This window comes from Xenorhabdus khoisanae, assembly GCF_001037465.1.
Lineage (GTDB): Bacteria > Pseudomonadota > Gammaproteobacteria > Enterobacterales > Enterobacteriaceae > Xenorhabdus > Xenorhabdus khoisanae.
Genome location: NZ_LFCV01000066.1, coordinates 1 through 16,487, shown reverse-complemented (window position 1 = coordinate 16,487; position 16,487 = coordinate 1). Strand labels below are relative to the sequence as shown.

Below are 16,487 nucleotides of genomic sequence, written 5' to 3'. Positions count from 1 at the left end.
AACCACAATGCCATTGCAGTGTGGATAAAAAACTGCTCAAACCTGTTAACGGTTATCTACTTACTCTCAGCTGCTTTTTTTGACGCAGCGCGGCGATGACGCCAAATTTCTATGACGCCCGGCAGAATAGAAATAAAGATAATTGCAACAATCAATAGTTTCAGGTTCTGCTGTACAATTGGCATATCGCCGAATAAATAACCTGCATACGTGAATAATAGCACCCAGATAAATGCACCGATGATATTATAAGCCGCAAAATGGCGATAAGACATTTTCCCCATTCCTGCAACAAACGGTGCAAACGTTCTAATAATTGGCACAAATCGAGCCAAGATTATTGCTTTTCCACCGTGTTTTTCATAAAACCCATGAGTTTTATCTAAATAACTGCGACGGAAAATTTTTGAATTCGGATTGGTAAATAATTTTTCACCAAAAATTCGACCAATAGTATAGTTTATAGCATCACCAATAATTGCGGCCATGATCATCAAGGCCACCATAATATGTACATTAAGATTATTCGAATCTAATGCAGAGATCGCACCCGCAACAAATAGCAGAGAATCTCCCGGTAAAAATGGCGTAACCACCAGCCCTGTTTCGCAAAATATAATCAGGAATAAGATGCCATACACCCAATCCCCATAGCTGGCAACCAATTCAGCTAAATGAGCATCAATGTGTAAAATAAAATCGACAATAAATTTCGCAAAATCAACAAAATGAGTTAAAAACTCCATAATATTCCTCGTTATACACGAACATCCCTGTCACTATTCGAAAATGTCAGATTAAATCGTTAGCCAGAAACTAAATCATTTCCCAGAAACAGTGGTCCCATCATGGGTTCAGGTAAACCAAAGTGTTCAGGATAATCCACAGCAACCAAATATAGCCCTTCAGCCTTGGCCGTTGCCGCCGCTTTGGTTCTGTCTTTCAATGCCAATAGTTCAGCCATCCAGCCGATGTCCTGATTGCCACAGCCAATTTCCAGTAAGCTACCAACGATATTGCGCACCATGTGATGAACAAAGGCATTCGCCTTGATATCCACAACAATATAATGTCCATACCGGCTGACATTAATATGCATCATATTGCGCCACGGTGAATTGGACTGACACTGCACCGCCCTGAAAGAAGTAAAGTCATTTTCTCCCAATAGGCTCTGTGCCGCTTCATGCATTTTTTTCTCATCCAATGGATAGTGAAAATGCGTGACACCCTGTGCCAATACTGCCGGACGATAGCGATGGTTAAAAATCACATAGCGATAACGGCGAGCGGTTGCACTGAAACGGGCATGAAATTCATCATCTGCCATTTTGACCCAACGAACGGCAATATCCGACGGCAAATGGGTATTTACTCCCATTGTCCATGCGGCCTCTTTACGTTGCGCCGAAGTTTCAAAATGCACTACCTGCCCGGTTGCGTGAACTCCCGCATCCGTTCTGCCGGCACAAAAAACTGAAATAGGCTCATTCGCGACTTTCGACAGGGCTTTTTCCAAACACGCCTGTACGCTTCTCACTTCTTGCTGGCGCTGCCAACCATAATATCGGCTGCCGTCATATTCAATCCCCAGTGCAATTTTCACTCTCTTTGCTTCTGGCACAGACTGATCCAGCTCTGTATCAGACATCAGTAAAATTGCTCCTGCATCAGTTTTTCTGCAACTTCAACCGCCATCAATGCGCCGCCAAAACGGATATTATCGGCAACCGACCAAAATTGCAGCATTTCTGGCATACCATAGTCATGGCGCAGGCAACCTATGCTCAAACCATCATGACCAGAAGCATCAGTCACCTGAGTCGGATAATCGCCCTCTTCTGAGACCTGAATTTCCTCAAGACGTTCAAATTCACCACGCGCTTCTTCTGTTCCAACCGGACGTAATGTCTCCAAATTTACCATCTGCGCAATACCATAGAACACGGAAGACTGCACACAACTTACGGAAACCGGCAGACCTTCATCCTGCAATATTCTGCGAATTTGGTCGACAATACGGCGCTCTTCACGCACAGTACCTTCAACATCAGGTAATAAAGGCAGTAAATTAAAAGCCAATTGTTTGCTGAAACGGCCTTCATCCGGTGGAATGCCATTTAATAAACGAGCACTCTGACCAGCCAGTTCATCAATGGCTGCTTTACCATGCACAGAAATCGGCAATATATTGGTGAAATGTAAACGGGCAATGCCAGCCGCGTCGATCAATGGTTTGATGGCTGTCAGAACCTGACTTGTTGAGCTATCAGCCACAGCGATGATGTTACGGTTACGGTACTCCGCCAATACATGTGGGTTAACGCCGGGAACAACCAAAGGTATATCCGGCTCTGCTGCAAACAGGCCACTGCTGTCAATCACCAGACAGCCAGACTCTGTTGCTTTTTCAATATGCTGCGCTGTTGCTTCCATTGTCGCGGCAAAAAACGCAAGCTGTACCTGTGACCAGTCAAATTCTGCCACATCACGAACGGTGATGTTTTTGCCATTAAAACGCTGGATCTTTCCGACACTTTGTTCACTGGCAAGAAGATGCAGTTCACCAACCGGAAATTGGCGTTCCTGTAATAACGCCAATATCGCCTCACCTACTGCGCCTGTTGCACCCAAGAGCGCAATATTCCAACCTTCAGACATGTTGGTTTTCTCCACTTCTTTCATTTTGCTGACAGGCAGGAGTTCCTGCCTGTGTTAAATCACTTGAGCGTTAAACTCAGTTTTGTGTTAACCCAGTTTTGCGTTAAACCCAATCTGGGATAGTAATCGAGCGCTTTTTTCTGAATCACAATACACTGTCAAGGAAGACCATTCCCGACGTTCTGGATAATGTTTGCGCAACTGGTCAAAAGCCCCTTCTTGACCTGCAACCTGACGTAAAGGTGCATCATCACGGCGCACATCATACACTAAATGCATCAAGCGCTTCAGGATGCTTTGTGTCACTTCACCTTGTAGGGTGATCTGGCTGAAATCAGGAGTGGGCAGCAGCTCAGACAATTCTGTTTTGCGTGGTTGCCCCAGAAATTCACAATAGGCTTCAAAAACCTGAGTTGTCCCCCGAGCCTTACCCTCCAGGGTATAGCCCGCAATATGGGGAGTACCAATATCAATCAATTCCAGTAAAGGCAGTGAAAGGTTAGGCTCTGGCTCCCAAACATCAAGCACTACACGTAATTTTTTTCCACTTTGCAGCACAGAAAGTAATGCTTGATTATCAACCACCTCACCTCGGCTGGCGTTAATCAAAATTCGGTTAGCTGGTAATGCAGAAAGTAATTTTTCATCTGCTAAATGATAGGTTTGATATGGGCCAGATTGATTAAAGGGCGTATGAAAAGTCAGAATGTCCGCTTCTTTCACTAATTTTTCTAAAGGCCAAAATTCACCTTCATCACCCCGATCAGCGCGTGGAGGATCGCACAGTAATGTTTTCACGCCCAAAGCCGTCAGCCGATCAGCCAGGCGCCCGCCGACATTACCAACACCGATAATTCCAACCGTTTTATCTTTGAGTTGAAACTGATCTTGTTCAGCCAATAACATCAGTGCAGAAAATACATACTCAACAACCGCAATCGCATTACAGCCGGGAGCAGCGGAAAAACCAATTCCTGCCTGCGCCAGCCATTGCTGATCAATATGATCCATACCCGCAGTGGCAGTACCCACAAATTTTATTGAGCTGCCTTGCAACAAGGATTCATTAACTTTAGTGACAGAACGCACCATAAAGGCATCCGCATGTTCCAAAACTCCCTCAGGCACTGGACGCCCCGAAATTGCCTGTACTTCCCCCAATTGCTGAAAGAGCTGTTCAGCATAAGGCATATTTTCATCAACCAATATTTTCACTTTTCTCATCCAACGGCTTTAAATGGGCGGGATCTGCTATTCTGCCATTTTATCTGCATAAAACCTATATTCCCTTCATCTTTCAAATCAGCCTTTCCTAAAACGCTCTGGCGTCGTACCAGAAAGTTGCTGAAACATGGCAATGAAAGCCGATGATGAGCTATAGCCCACATCAAATGCGACTTCATAGACATTTTTACCCTGTTCCAATAAGGATATGGCGTGCAGAAAACGTAACCGCTGCCGCCATTCACCGAATGACATTCCCAACTCCTGCCGACACCGCCGCGATAAAGTTCTTTCTGAGGTATAACGCCTTTTGGCCCATTCAGCTAAAGAAGTGTTATCCGCCGGATTACGCTCCAGCATCTGTAATATTGGGGCGAGTAATTTATCTTTTGAAGAAGGCAAATAGGTGCATTGACTTGGTGACAGTTCCAACTGATCAATCAATATTTGTGCCAAACGCCTGTCTTTTTCGGTTCTTGGCTGTCTGATTTTCCGTTCAAAAAAATCCGCCATAATGATATTAAAGATACTGCTCAGTCGGATAATGCAAGGCTGTTGAGGTAAGGTATCTGTCCATTGCGGAGAAATATCAATTATCCAAAATCGCATCGCTTTCCGGTTATAACTTGAGTGTGCGATATTTTGGGGTATCCAAATACAAAATTCGGGTGGTGCAAGGAATCGCTGCCTTCCCACCTGAGTTTCCATGACACCACAAACAACATAGATTAACTGCCCAAAGGGATGGGTATGTAATCTACATTCAGTATCAGCGTTCAGCATTTCATCACGAAAAGAAAGTGTATTTGGCATCATTGGCTGAAATTCCATATGGTTCACCTCTGATCTTTCGAGCATTTATTCCCCCAGCCTTTTATCCATAATCTAATTAAGGGAATGGTTTTTTTATCTTTGAAATTGATGCTTAATCTATTAGGTATAGGTATTTTGTCTTAATTGCCACATCTGTTGGCTGATTATCAATATATATAATAAATCGGTCACTGCTAAACTAATCAGACTATAAACTTACATAAAAAATTTAGCTTGATGAAGAATTTATTGTTTCCCCTCGTGGCTGTATTGATCTGGTCAATCAATGCCGTGGTCAGTAAAGCTGCCGCCACCGTAATTGAACCTGCTGCCATTGCTTTTTATCGCTGGTTCATTGCCTTCCTGACTTTAACTCCTTTCGTCTTATTGCCCGTCCTGAAACAACGGAAACTCGTTGCCCAATATTGGTGGAAGTTATTGGTTTTAGGCTCTCTGGGCATGGTACTTAACCAAAGTCTGGCATACTATGCTGCCCATACTGTCAGTGCGACAATAATTGGTATTTTTACTTCATTGATTCCCTTATTGACCGTCATTATCAGTATATTTGCCTTGCGAGTTGCTCCTACTGTCGGCATCACCCTTGGCACAGTTTTATCTTTGTTCGGCCTTATGTGGCTTGTCAGCGAAGGAAATCCTGCCTCCCTATTACAACATGGGCTGGGTATCGGAGAAGTCATGATGTTTATTGCTGCCGCTTCTTACGCCTTATATGGTGTTTTAACAAAACGCTGGGCAATCTCCTTACCCAACTGGCAATCACTCTATGTACAAATCGGGTTTGGCGTTTTATTACTTCTGCCTAACTTCATGATGGCAGAAAATGTTCAGTTAACAGCCGATAATATCTCTCTTGTCTTATTTGCCGGCATCCCAGCATCGATTATTGCTCCCTATATGTGGATACAGGGCGTAATTCGTATTGGTGCAAATATGACTTCTATTTTTATGAATCTGGCTCCCGTATTTACGGCCCTCATTGCTATCGTGGTTCTTCATGAAGAGATGCACAGTTATCACCTAATTGGAGGAGGTATTGTGTTGGGAGGCGTGATACTCGCACAGCAATTACGCATTCCGCTCACTCGTAGAAAGCCGGAAGACAACCCGGACCAATAATCCTCCCAACATTTCGCTGGGTAAAAGCTGGAGAGTAGCGCCGTGATACAGGCTGATTTCTTTGACGATAGTCAGCCCTAACCCTGCACCCTCCAGCCCCGCAGAGTTTCCCAAACGGTTAAATGCCATGAGAGAGTGATTAATATCATCTTGCGCAATACCCGGCCCTGAATCGTCAATTTCAAGACAACAGTATTTTTTGTCCGGTGTCATTTTCACACGCCCCGTTACCACACCCATTTGCGGAGTATATTTGATGGCATTGTCCAGCAAATTGGCACACATTTCTGTTAACAAGACGGATTCACCTTTGATCCAAAAGGAATCTTCCCCCTCATAACCCAAATCAATACATTTACTTTCTGCTTGCTGCAAACGGGAAAAGCAGGCTTGTTGCAACAATTCTACGATATTAACTGGCTGATAGTTTTGTATTGCTTCCTTTTCATGTACTTTCAATTGTGATAGTTGCAATAAGCGGTCGGTCAGCAAAATCATATTGTCCAAACTGTTGTCAATCGCTGCCAGTATTGTTTCCCTCTGATCTGAGTTTTGATCACTACGAGCTACCGCCACCTGTGTTTTCAGTACAGCTAGAGGCGTTCTAAGCTGATGAGAGGCATCCGCACTGAATCGTTCTTGGCGTCCAACCATTAATTTCAGTCTTTCGATATATCGGTTGAATGCCTGAAGCAATGGAGAAAGCTCAGACCACGGCAAAATATTCGGTAATGGCGTGAGGTTATTAGCTGGGCGTCTGATCATAATGCCTGACAGCTTTCGTAGCGGCTTAAGCAATTGCTTTAACAGAATATAAGCCAGAAGCGACGTTAATAATACAACCGTCCCCTGACTCACCAACGAAGAAAACAGTAATTGCTGCGTCATGTATTGGCGAGAAATCACCGTTTCAGCCACTAATATCAACGCCATTCCCATTATGCCGCCCTCGTTGACGGGTTGGTACAATGCCACGACGCGTATAGGCTGTCCCCGGTATTCTGCATCATAAAAATATGCCAGTGCCGTGTACAATGGTGAACGTTGAACATGTTGAGGTATGAGAGGCAGGTTATCGGCTCCTGAAACGGTTTTCCCCTCAGGGGAGATGATTTGATAATACAGACGATCATTTGTATTGCGCTCAAAACTATCCAAGACAACATAAGGGACATCGACAATCAAATGTTTATCCCGGACAACCAGACGTTCAGCAACCGTTCTTGCTGATGCCAGCAACGTTCGATCATAAGCCAGCGTTGCAGCACTCTTCACGCTGACATACTGGCTATAAACAGAAGCACAGCCCAATAACAGCAGCGGTACGCCAAAAAACAGCAGCAGTTGGTGGAATAACGATCGGGGTATTTTGATAAATTTCATGAATTCTGTAGTTCCAAGCGATATCCCAATCCACGTAATGTTCCTATTCTTACATCACTATCGAGTAATTTTTTCCGCAATCGGTGTACATATAGTTCAATGCTTTGTGGATTTGCTTCGTCCGATAGGGAAAATACCTGCTCAAACAATTGCTGTTTAGAAACAGGCCGCCCCCGACGGTGAAACAGGGTTGTTAAAACGGATAATTCCCTGGGAGTCAGGGCCAACGGTACATCATCCAATACGAAATAACCTTCATCTTCATAAACCAATGAACCAAATTTTTGAGCCTCTTGTGGCATAGTTGTACTACGGCGTAATAACGCGCGAATACGAGCTTCCAGTTCCTGAAAATCAAAAGGCTTGGTTAAGTAATCATCAGCACCAGAATTCAATCCTTTTACGCGATCCGTAACATCTGTTTTAGCGGTCAATAGCAATACGGGTAAGTTCTGACCACGCTTACGCAACCGGGATAACAAAGAAATTCCGTCTAATCTGGGCAAAGCAACATCCAAAATCAGTAAGGCATAATTTTCGGTCTGTAAAAGCTGATCTGCCACAACGCCATCTTCTGCCAGATCGACCACGAACCCAGAATTGTTCAGTGCCTTCTGTAGCCAATGTGATAAGTCAGGATGGTCTTCAACCAATAAGAGACGCATGAATAACACCACTGTTAAAAATAAACCAGAGGAATAAAGCTGAAATATTACCCAATTGCAATATTAAGATTTAGCAATTGTTTATGGGTTAACAAAAAATATATCTGAAAACAGTTTATTAACATTTCCTTGTGAAACACTACGCAAATTAAGCGATTAAGGTCACATCCAGCCAATTTATGTTGTTAATGAAAGGTAATTGAAAGGTTTCACTTCTATAAATAAATATGCACCAGAAATTTGTCATCCCTGTCCTTTACTGGTGCTATGTGAGGAATCAAAATGAAAACATTCAAAACCTTATTAACTGCTGCAAGTCTACTTCTCTGTACCAGTGCTTTTGCAACTACTGCCCCCAATAGAACCGAATGTATAGCACCAGCCAAGCCCGGTGGAGGCTTTGATTTAACCTGCAAACTCATTCAGGTTTCATTATTGGAAACCAAAATCATCAACTCTCCAATGCGGGTCACATTCATGCCCGGTGGTGTCGGTGCTGTTGCCTACAATGCCATCATTGCCCAGCGACCTGCTGAACCCGGCACTGTCGTCGCTTTTTCCGGTGGTTCTCTGTTAAATCTTGCTCAAGGAAAATTCGGTCGCTACAACGTGAATGATGTGCGCTGGCTGGCGAGTGTCGGTACAGACTACGGTATGATTGCTGTGCGTCAGGATTCTCCTTACAAAACTTTGGCAGATTTGATGGAGGCTTTCAAAAAAGCGCCTGACAGCATTGTGTTTGGTGCAGGTGCCTCTATCGGTAGTCAGGACTGGATGAAAACCGCATTATTGGCGAAAGAAGTCGGTATTGATCCCCGCAAAATGCGCTATGTCGCATTTGAAGGTGGTGGCGAACCTATCACAGCCCTTTTAGGCAATCATATTCAAGTTGTTTCCGGTGATCTGAGTGAAACTTTACCTTATCTCAATGGGGATAAAATCCGCATACTGGCTATCTATGCAGATAAACGCCTGAATGGTGAGTTGGCAAATATTCCAACGGCAAAAGAACAGGGATATGACATCGTATGGCCAGTTATTCGTGGTTTTTATATGGGGCCTAAAGTCTCTGATGCGCAATATCAATGGTGGGTAGATACCTTTAAGACGTTACAGCAAACTGCGGAGTTCAAAAAACAACGCGAATTACGCGGGTTATTTGAATTGAATATGACAGGCAAGGAACTGGATGATTATGTGAAAAAACAGGTTATTCAGTACCACGAAATGGCTAAATCCTTTGGTTTAGCAAAATAACAGAGGTAGCATCATGAGCGATCGTATCTTTGCTGTTATATGGCTGGTGCTATGTGGGATAGGGCTGGTCATTGGCTGGGGGATCCATAGCGAATATAGTTATGAACCCTTGGGGCCTCGCCCATTTCCAATAGCTATCATTTCATTAATGGCATTCTGTGCATTACTGTTGCTGTTTAAAAAACCTGACCCCATACAATGGCCGGCAATACAAGTATTACCTCGCTTAGTTTTGTTGATTGCTTCGCTAGTCATTTATGCATGGTCGTTTGAATGGCTGGGGTTTCCTCTGGCAACAACATTATTGACCATCAGCGTGGCACTGTTATTTAACGCTACGCTTCCGGCAGCGATCATATCTGGCATATTTCTTGGTATTTCGCTCTTTTTTGCCTTTGATCGCCTGTTAGATGTCACATTGCCAGTCGGCAGTTGGCTCAGCTAAGGAGATAACAATGGATACTTGGGTATATCTGAGCCAGGGATTCGAAGTTGCATTAGTTCCCCAGAATTTAGTCATTGCATTAATTGGTTGTTTTATTGGTACTGTTGTTGGATTACTACCCGGTCTTGGCCCCATCAATGGGGTTGCTATCTTACTACCACTCGCTTTTGCATTAAAATTACCTGCTGAATCAGCCCTGATTTTATTGGCAACTGTCTACATTGGTTGTGAATACGGGGGCCGTATCTCTTCAATCCTACTAAATGTACCGGGAGATGCCGCTGCCATCATGACAGCCCTTGATGGTTATCCGATGGCAAAACAAGGGCGAGCCGGGGTTGCACTTTCTATTTCTGCTGTCAGTTCATTTTGCGGTTCGCTTTTAGCTATCATTGGTATCATCTTGTTTGCCCCTCTTCTGGCGCAATGGTCTTTAGCGTTCGGGCCTGCTGAGTATTTTGCCCTGATGGTTTTTGCCATTGCCTGTCTCGGCAGTATGATGAGCCAAAACCCGATAAAATCATTATTGGCCGCCTTAATCGGCCTGGGTTTGGCAACCGTTGGCGTGGATTCTAATACAGGTGTTTATCGTTTCACTTTTGATAGCGTACACCTTTCTGACGGTATTCAATTTATTGTTGTCGTTATTGGTTTGTTTTCAGTCAGTGAAATTTTGTTGATGCTGGAAAGCACTTCTGCGGGACAAAAAGTGATAAGTAAAACAGGCCGCCTACTGTTCAATAGAAAAGAAGCAGCGGTTTGTGTAGGGCCAACCTTACGCTCCTCTGTGATTGGTTTTTTCGTGGGTATATTACCCGGAGCTGGGGCAACAATCGCCAGTGCAATCACATACATGACAGAAAAGCGGATTAGTGGCAACAGTGATTCGTTTGGCAAAGGAGATATTCGAGGTGTCGCAGCGCCAGAAGCCGCTAATAATGCTTCGGCATGTGGTTCATTCATCCCGATGCTCACTCTCGGTGTGCCGGGATCAGGCACAACAGCAGTAATGATAGGCGCTTTGACGCTTTATAACATCACTCCCGGCCCAGCTATGTTCACAGAGCAACCTGATATTGTTTGGGGACTTATTGCCGCTTTACTGATCGCTAACGTTTTGTTACTGATTATGAATATCCCGATGATTGGAATATTTACCCGTATGTTAAGTATTCCGCTGTGGTTTCTGGTTCCATCAATAGCAATTATTTCCGCTGTTGGGGTATACGCTGTTCACAGTACTACATTCGATCTTATATTGATGGTTGGGCTGGGTGTTTTCGGTTACATTCTCCGAAAAATGAATTTCCCAATGTCGCCACTGATTTTGGGATTCGTATTAGGCGAAATGCTGGAGCAAAATTTACGCCGGGCGTTATCAATCAGTAATGGAAATTTTGAAATACTGTGGAGCAGCGTAATCGCTCAGGTTCTTCTGATTCTGGCGATATTAGTGATTATTATTCCGCTTGCTTTACGAACCATTAAGAAACGCCGTAATAAAATCACGGCATCACAATTAAAATAGCCAATCCACATAGTTATACACTTAGTTAATACATTTAGTTAATGCACATAGTTAATGGATTGGCTTTCATTTTAGCTGATAATTTTTTCAGTATTTAAAAAATCAGTCTGAATACTTGCGCATCACCAGGGATGCATTTGTACCGCCGAACCCGAAGCTATTGGACATTACCGTTCTTAGCTCGCGTTCGGTAGGTTCAGTGATGATATTCATGCCCAATGCTTTTTCGTCTAAATCTTCAATATTGATGCTTGGTGCAATAATGCCATGCTCCAGCATCAACAAACTGTAGATCGCTTCGTGAGCACCAGCAGCGCCTAAAGAATGCCCAGTCATCGCCTTAGTGGCGGAAATGGCAGGTGTGTTATCACCAAAAACTTCTCTGATAGCTTCTAGCTCTTTCAAGTCACCAATCGGCGTCGAAGTTCCATGGGTATTGATGTAATCCACCTCACCTTCAACACCATCCAATGCCATCTTCATACAGCGAACAGCACCTTCTCCTGAAGGCGCAACCATATCCGCACCATCTGAGTTTGCGCCATAACCCACAATTTCAGCGTAAATATGTGCGCCACGGGCTAATGCATGCTCTAATTCTTCAACAACAACAATACCGCCACCGCCTGCAATGACAAAACCATCACGGTTCTGATCATAAGTACGGGAAGCCTGTTCTGGTGTTTCATTATACTTGGTAGACAGCGCGCCCATCGCATCGAATTCACACGCCATTTCCCAGCTTAATTCTTCACCGCCCCCAGCAAAAATAATATCTTGTTTGCCAAGTTGGATTAATTCAACAGCATGACCGATACAATGCGCAGAAGTTGAGCAGGCAGAGCTAATGGAGTAGTTAACGCCTTTGATTTTAAATGGAGTTGCTAAACAAGCTGACACACCGGAAGCCATTGCGCGCGTAACCATATATGGCCCAACGCCACGCAATCCACGGGCACGCATCCCATCTGAACCAGCAACCTGGTTATACGGTGAACCGCCTCCTGAACCCACAACCAGCCCCGTGCGAAGATTAGAAACTTGTTCATCGGACAAGCCAGAATCTTTAATTGCCTCATCCATTGCCAGATAAGCATAAATAGATGCGTCACTCATAAAACGTTGAGTTTTGCGGTCAATCAAACCAGTTGTATCCAGTTTTACATTGCCCCAAACATGGCTGCGCATTCCTATCTCTTTAAATTTTTCTGATAAAGTTATCCCGGAACGGCCTTCTTTCAGAGATTCCAGCACCTCTTTCTGGTTATTACCAATACTGGAAACAATACCCAGACCAGTGATTACTGCACGTTTCATTACTTACCTCATCAATATGTTTACCAGCGGGATTTTTTCACCAGCACTTTAGCGTACACTTGTACGCCGAACAAGTCCGATCAGGTTAAAATATGTGGAAAAATTGATCCGGACTAACCCCCCGCAGCTCACCCATGGGTGGTACAACCAAATGAAGACCGTTAAAATCCCTATATTATTCTTATCAACATACGGGCATTATTGTGAAAAACAGTGCTATCAACAGCGCAACCCTAAGTTGGAATGAACAGGGTACACCTGTTTCTGAGCAGTTTGATGATGTTTATTTTTCAAATCAAGATGGCTTGGAAGAAACTTTATATGTATTTTTAAAAGGTAATAATTTTCCTGCTCGTTTTAACACTCATCCCCGCTCAGATTGCGTCATTGCAGAAACCGGGTTTGGTACTGGATTGAATTTTCTTACTTTTTGGCAATCATTTTCTCTTTTCAGACAGCAAAATCCTGAAGCCTCTTTAAAACGACTTCATTACATTAGTTTTGAAAAATACCCATTAAAGCCAGCAGATCTAAAAACCGCGCACCAACGTTGGCCTGAACTACAGGCTTTTTCTGATCAATTATGTCAGCAATGGCCCTTAGCGCTTGCAGGCTGCCATAGATTAATTTTGGATAATGGCGCAATCACATTGGATCTTTGGTTTGGGGATGTAAATGATCTTTTACCTAAAATAAATTCGAATCTGATTGGAAAAGTTGATGCCTGGTTTTTAGATGGTTTTGCACCGTCTAAAAACCCACAAATGTGGAGCGAACAGTTGTTCGCTGCAATGGCAAAATTTTGCCGCTCCGGAGGTACATTTGCAACTTTTACATCCGCCGGAACAGTTCGTAGAGGATTGCAGGGTGCAGGTTTTACTGTCACAAAGGTTAAAGGATTTGGACGCAAAAGAGAGATGCTGACAGGCGTTTTATCTCCAACAGAAAATCCTTCTCTTGCTTTATCCCACATGCCATGGTTTTCTCGCCAAGCCGCTACCCATCCCAATGATATAGCTATTATCGGTGGCGGTATCGCAAGTGCATTAACTGCCCTCGCTTTATTGCGCCGTGGAGCGAAAGTCACACTATATTGCCAAGACGAACAACCCGCACAGAATGCATCTGGCAACCAGCAGGGAGCCCTTTATCCCTTACTAACGGGCAATGACGATCCACTAGAGCGTTTCTTCACATCAGCATTTACGTTTGCCCGACGTCAGTATGATCAATTGATTGCTGAAAATGTGCCATTTGACCACCAATGGTGTGGTGTCAGCCAATTAGCTTATGATGAAAAGAGCAACAATAAAATTAACAAAATGCTGCAAACAAAATGGCCAGAAGCCATTGCAATGGCGATGGATCGCCAACAATTGAGTCATGTCAGTGGATTGGACGTTAATTATCATGGCATTCACTATCCACAAGGAGGCTGGTTATACCCTGCACAATTAACCCAGAAAGTCATAAAACTTGCTGAGCAACGTGGTATGCGGGTTAATTTCAATCATAAAGTGACACAACTCATTCAAAATGAAAACAGTTGGCAATTGCAGATTGAATATAAAGAAAGCCTACAATACAAAAATCATAACGCCGTTATCATTGCCAATGGTCACTGTCTGCCGCAGTTCGAACAAACGAAAAAACTTCCAGTTACTGCTGTTCGCGGTCAAGTGAGCCATATCCCTACCACAGACAGTCTCAACCAACTGAAAAGCGTACTGTGTTACGATGGTTACATGACTCCGGCTAACCCCAATAATCAGTATCACTGTATTGGTGCCAGTTACCAACGCCAACAATTAGATACACAGTACTCTTCTATTGAACAGCAGGAAAACCGTGATCGTTTATTGAAATGTTTTCCTGATGTTGATTGGGTACAGGAGATTGATATCTCGGAAGGAAAATCCCGCCAAGGCATACGGTGTGTCATTCGGGATCATATGCCAATGGTCGGAAACGTTCCTGTTTTAAGTGACATCATGGAGAAATATGCAAATTTACCTCATCAGATACAGTCTGATGAAGTTATTGAAGAATCGCCTTGTTACCCTAATCTATTTGTTATTGGTGCGTTAGGTTCTCGTGGTTTATGTTCCGCTCCTTTGAGTGCTGAATTATTGGCTAGTCAAATTTTTGGAGAAGCCTTACCTCTGGATGATGAAACATTGGCAACTTTACATCCCAATCGCTTTTGGGTGAGAAAGTTGTTACGGGGAAAATCCGTTAAGACAGAAAGATCTTAAGGGCATTTACTCATCTATATCAGGTACCCTGCATAGAAAACAGGGTGCCTAATGAAACACCAATATTTCCATTCTCAAAAACCAGCACAATGCTCAGGTGTAGAGATCAACCGTTTCATTGCACAACGTTGTTCTTCAGTAAATCCGTAGTCAATTTCACTTTGTAATATTTGACGTAATGACTCAGTAAGCTGCTGAGAATCTAAAATGTTAAATCCTAATCTGTGATAAAAAGGCGCATTCCAATTAACATAACGAAAAGTAGTTAATGTAACAGCTTGAAGTTGACGCTGTTCCGCAACTTGAACCACCTTCTCAATCAATGCCTTTCCAATACCTTTCTTCTGCCAGTCTCCATGGACGGAGAGTTCCATAATATGGAGACCGTCATCCAACGGCTTAGCTAAAATAAAACCAATAGGCTGAGAGCCACCATTAAGCGCGACCCAGCTATTACCTTGTGAGATATACTCCAAATGCTGCTGTTCCGTTTGCACATGACCATCAGCTATCCAAGCCAATTCAGGTATAGCACTAAATAATTTTGCAGCGGAATGCTCTATTGCGGGTAATCGACTCGCATCTGATTTTTGTGTTAAACAAATAGAAAACATAGTGTACCTTAGTCATATCTTCACTTTACTAAGAACCTATCACAATAGATCAATTTCTTTGTCATTTTGAGCCAGAATTGTGCTCAAGGTCTTCACAGATTGCGTTATGCTCCAGTTTTATACTCACTCCGTATCCAAACGACCTTCAATAATAAAAAATCACTGGAATAAGCAGTTTCAAAGGTAAGATCTTTATTTTAGTAAGTATTTAAAGCATAAACTTCATCGCAGCAATAATCATACCTGAAAGGCCAAACATGATTGTAACCATCCACTTAGTTTGAGAAATTATTTTCTCTGATACGTTTACATGTATAGATGAAATATCTTCCCTCAAGGAAGAAATATCCCCTTTCATGGAGGAAATATCTCCTTTCATACAAAGAATATCTTTTTTCATAAAATCAATATCTTGTTTCATTAAAGACATATCATTACGTACAGAAGCTATTTCTTTATGAACCAATGCACTAACAGCCTCAACATCCGCTTTTGTTGCATAGTTTGACTTTATGACAGCAACATCTGTTTTTATTTGTGCAACATCTGATTCCAGATTTTCAACTCTTTTTTCCAATGTTGTACTCATTGCCTTTTTCCAACTAAATTTTAAGGAGTTATAACTTATCGATTCAGGTAACAAAAATATTTTGTTATTTTCGGAAAAATATCCATATCCATTTTGAACAGAACTAATTTTCTGTTTCATAACGCCATCTCCTGATGTATCCTTTTCCAGTTTCTATTTTTTTAGAAAAATCAATCTCTTTTCTAAAATGAGATGTTATCTATAATTTTTATTATAACTGTTCCTCTAATTGCGTATCCATATCGATATTTGTTTATTAATTCAACTTACTTAATTAGCTAAGAAAACATTCTATTTCCTATCCTGTTTTATCATTACTCTAACACTCCTATCTATTTTAATCATCAGCCGTTCCACTAATAACTTGATTATTTTAAATAAAAATTAATACCTCCATTAACCCCCTTAAAGCATATTATATTTTTATATTATTTTAACGTCATATGGAAAATTATTCTAAGACAATGGAAAATAGCGAATTAATTTTCTATTTAATATCGATTTTATTATATCCTATATATTAAATCCCAAGTAACTGTACTCTATATTCACTATAAAAAGATCAATAAGAATTGGATTTTTGCTATTTATTCTAA

General features: G+C 42.5%; 15 protein-coding genes. 5 read left to right on the top strand and 10 right to left on the bottom strand.

Translation table 11 applies throughout. From position 1 onward, the window contains the following. Nucleotides 1-56 precede the first annotated feature (56 nt). The 5 genes from AB204_RS10970 to AB204_RS10950 form a co-directional block, all read right to left on the bottom strand. Nucleotides 57-746, bottom strand: a complete 690-nt coding sequence (locus AB204_RS10970) for a DedA family protein (protein WP_047963415.1) — start codon at nt 744-746, stop codon at nt 57-59. Nucleotides 747-805: 59 nt separating this feature from the next. Further along, a complete protein-coding gene (truA, locus tag AB204_RS10965) occupies nt 806-1,651 on the bottom strand; it encodes a tRNA pseudouridine(38-40) synthase TruA (RefSeq protein WP_047963414.1) in 846 nt (281 codons plus the stop codon). Next, nucleotides 1,651-2,661 (bottom strand): aspartate-semialdehyde dehydrogenase, encoded by a 1,011-nt coding sequence (locus AB204_RS10960; protein ID WP_047963442.1) that lies wholly within the window; start codon nt 2,659-2,661, stop codon nt 1,651-1,653. The genes truA and AB204_RS10960 overlap by 1 nt, the downstream gene beginning before the upstream one ends. A gap of 87 nt (nt 2,662-2,748) precedes the next feature. Beyond that, nucleotides 2,749-3,876: a 4-phosphoerythronate dehydrogenase PdxB gene (gene pdxB / locus AB204_RS10955; RefSeq protein ID WP_047963441.1), complete on the bottom strand. Its 1,128-nt coding sequence runs from the start codon at nt 3,874-3,876 to the stop codon at nt 2,749-2,751. An 87-nt stretch (nt 3,877-3,963) separates the two neighbouring features. Continuing rightward, the gene (locus AB204_RS10950; protein ID WP_047963413.1) at nt 3,964-4,743 is read right to left on the bottom strand and encodes a helix-turn-helix domain-containing protein; all 780 of its coding nucleotides are present in this window, start codon (nt 4,741-4,743) and stop codon (nt 3,964-3,966) included. Nucleotides 4,744-4,935: 192 nt separating this feature from the next. On the opposite strand from AB204_RS10950, the gene AB204_RS10945 reads away from it, so the two are divergent. Then, complete coding sequence (locus AB204_RS10945) at nt 4,936-5,838, top strand: DMT family transporter (protein ID WP_047963412.1); 903 nt, start codon at nt 4,936-4,938, stop codon at nt 5,836-5,838. Here AB204_RS10945 and AB204_RS10940 read toward each other — a convergent pair. Continuing rightward, entirely contained in the window at nt 5,788-7,221 is a 1,434-nt protein-coding gene (locus tag AB204_RS10940; protein ID WP_047963411.1) for a sensor histidine kinase, read from the bottom strand. The genes AB204_RS10945 and AB204_RS10940 overlap by 51 nt on opposite strands. Then, nucleotides 7,218-7,886, bottom strand: coding sequence for a transcriptional regulator TctD (gene tctD / locus AB204_RS10935; RefSeq protein WP_047963410.1), 669 nt, complete (start codon nt 7,884-7,886; stop codon nt 7,218-7,220). The genes AB204_RS10940 and tctD overlap by 4 nt, the downstream gene beginning before the upstream one ends. Nucleotides 7,887-8,168: 282 nt before the next feature. Between tctD and AB204_RS10930 the strand changes: the two genes are divergently transcribed. The 3 genes from AB204_RS10930 to AB204_RS10920 are packed head-to-tail and all read left to right on the top strand — an operon-like array spanning nt 8,169 to nt 11,116. Beyond that, on the top strand, nt 8,169-9,143 hold the full coding sequence (locus AB204_RS10930; protein ID WP_047963409.1) for a Bug family tripartite tricarboxylate transporter substrate binding protein: 975 nt from the start codon (nt 8,169-8,171) through the stop codon (nt 9,141-9,143). A 13-nt stretch (nt 9,144-9,156) separates the two neighbouring features. Then, complete coding sequence (locus AB204_RS10925; protein WP_047963408.1) at nt 9,157-9,588, top strand: tripartite tricarboxylate transporter TctB family protein; 432 nt, start codon at nt 9,157-9,159, stop codon at nt 9,586-9,588. A gap of 10 nt (nt 9,589-9,598) precedes the next feature. Then, nucleotides 9,599-11,116, top strand: a complete 1,518-nt coding sequence (locus AB204_RS10920) for a tripartite tricarboxylate transporter permease (protein WP_047963407.1) — start codon at nt 9,599-9,601, stop codon at nt 11,114-11,116. A gap of 102 nt (nt 11,117-11,218) precedes the next feature. On the opposite strand, the gene fabB is transcribed toward AB204_RS10920, so the two are convergent. Then, entirely contained in the window at nt 11,219-12,433 is a 1,215-nt protein-coding gene (gene fabB / locus AB204_RS10915) for a beta-ketoacyl-ACP synthase I (RefSeq protein ID WP_047963406.1), read from the bottom strand. Nucleotides 12,434-12,636: 203 nt separating this feature from the next. Between fabB and mnmC the strand changes: the two genes are divergently transcribed. Next, nucleotides 12,637-14,688 (top strand): bifunctional tRNA (5-methylaminomethyl-2-thiouridine)(34)-methyltransferase MnmD/FAD-dependent 5-carboxymethylaminomethyl-2-thiouridine(34) oxidoreductase MnmC, encoded by a 2,052-nt coding sequence (mnmC, locus tag AB204_RS10910; protein WP_047963405.1) that lies wholly within the window; start codon nt 12,637-12,639, stop codon nt 14,686-14,688. A 74-nt stretch (nt 14,689-14,762) separates the two neighbouring features. On the opposite strand, the gene AB204_RS10905 is transcribed toward mnmC, so the two are convergent. Both AB204_RS10905 and AB204_RS10900 read right to left on the bottom strand, forming a co-directional pair. Continuing rightward, a complete protein-coding gene (locus AB204_RS10905) occupies nt 14,763-15,302 on the bottom strand; it encodes a GNAT family N-acetyltransferase (RefSeq protein WP_047963404.1) in 540 nt (179 codons plus the stop codon). A 208-nt stretch (nt 15,303-15,510) separates the two neighbouring features. Next, on the bottom strand, nt 15,511-16,011 hold the full coding sequence (locus AB204_RS10900; RefSeq protein ID WP_235428072.1) for a hypothetical protein: 501 nt from the start codon (nt 16,009-16,011) through the stop codon (nt 15,511-15,513). Nucleotides 16,012-16,487 lie beyond the last annotated feature (476 nt).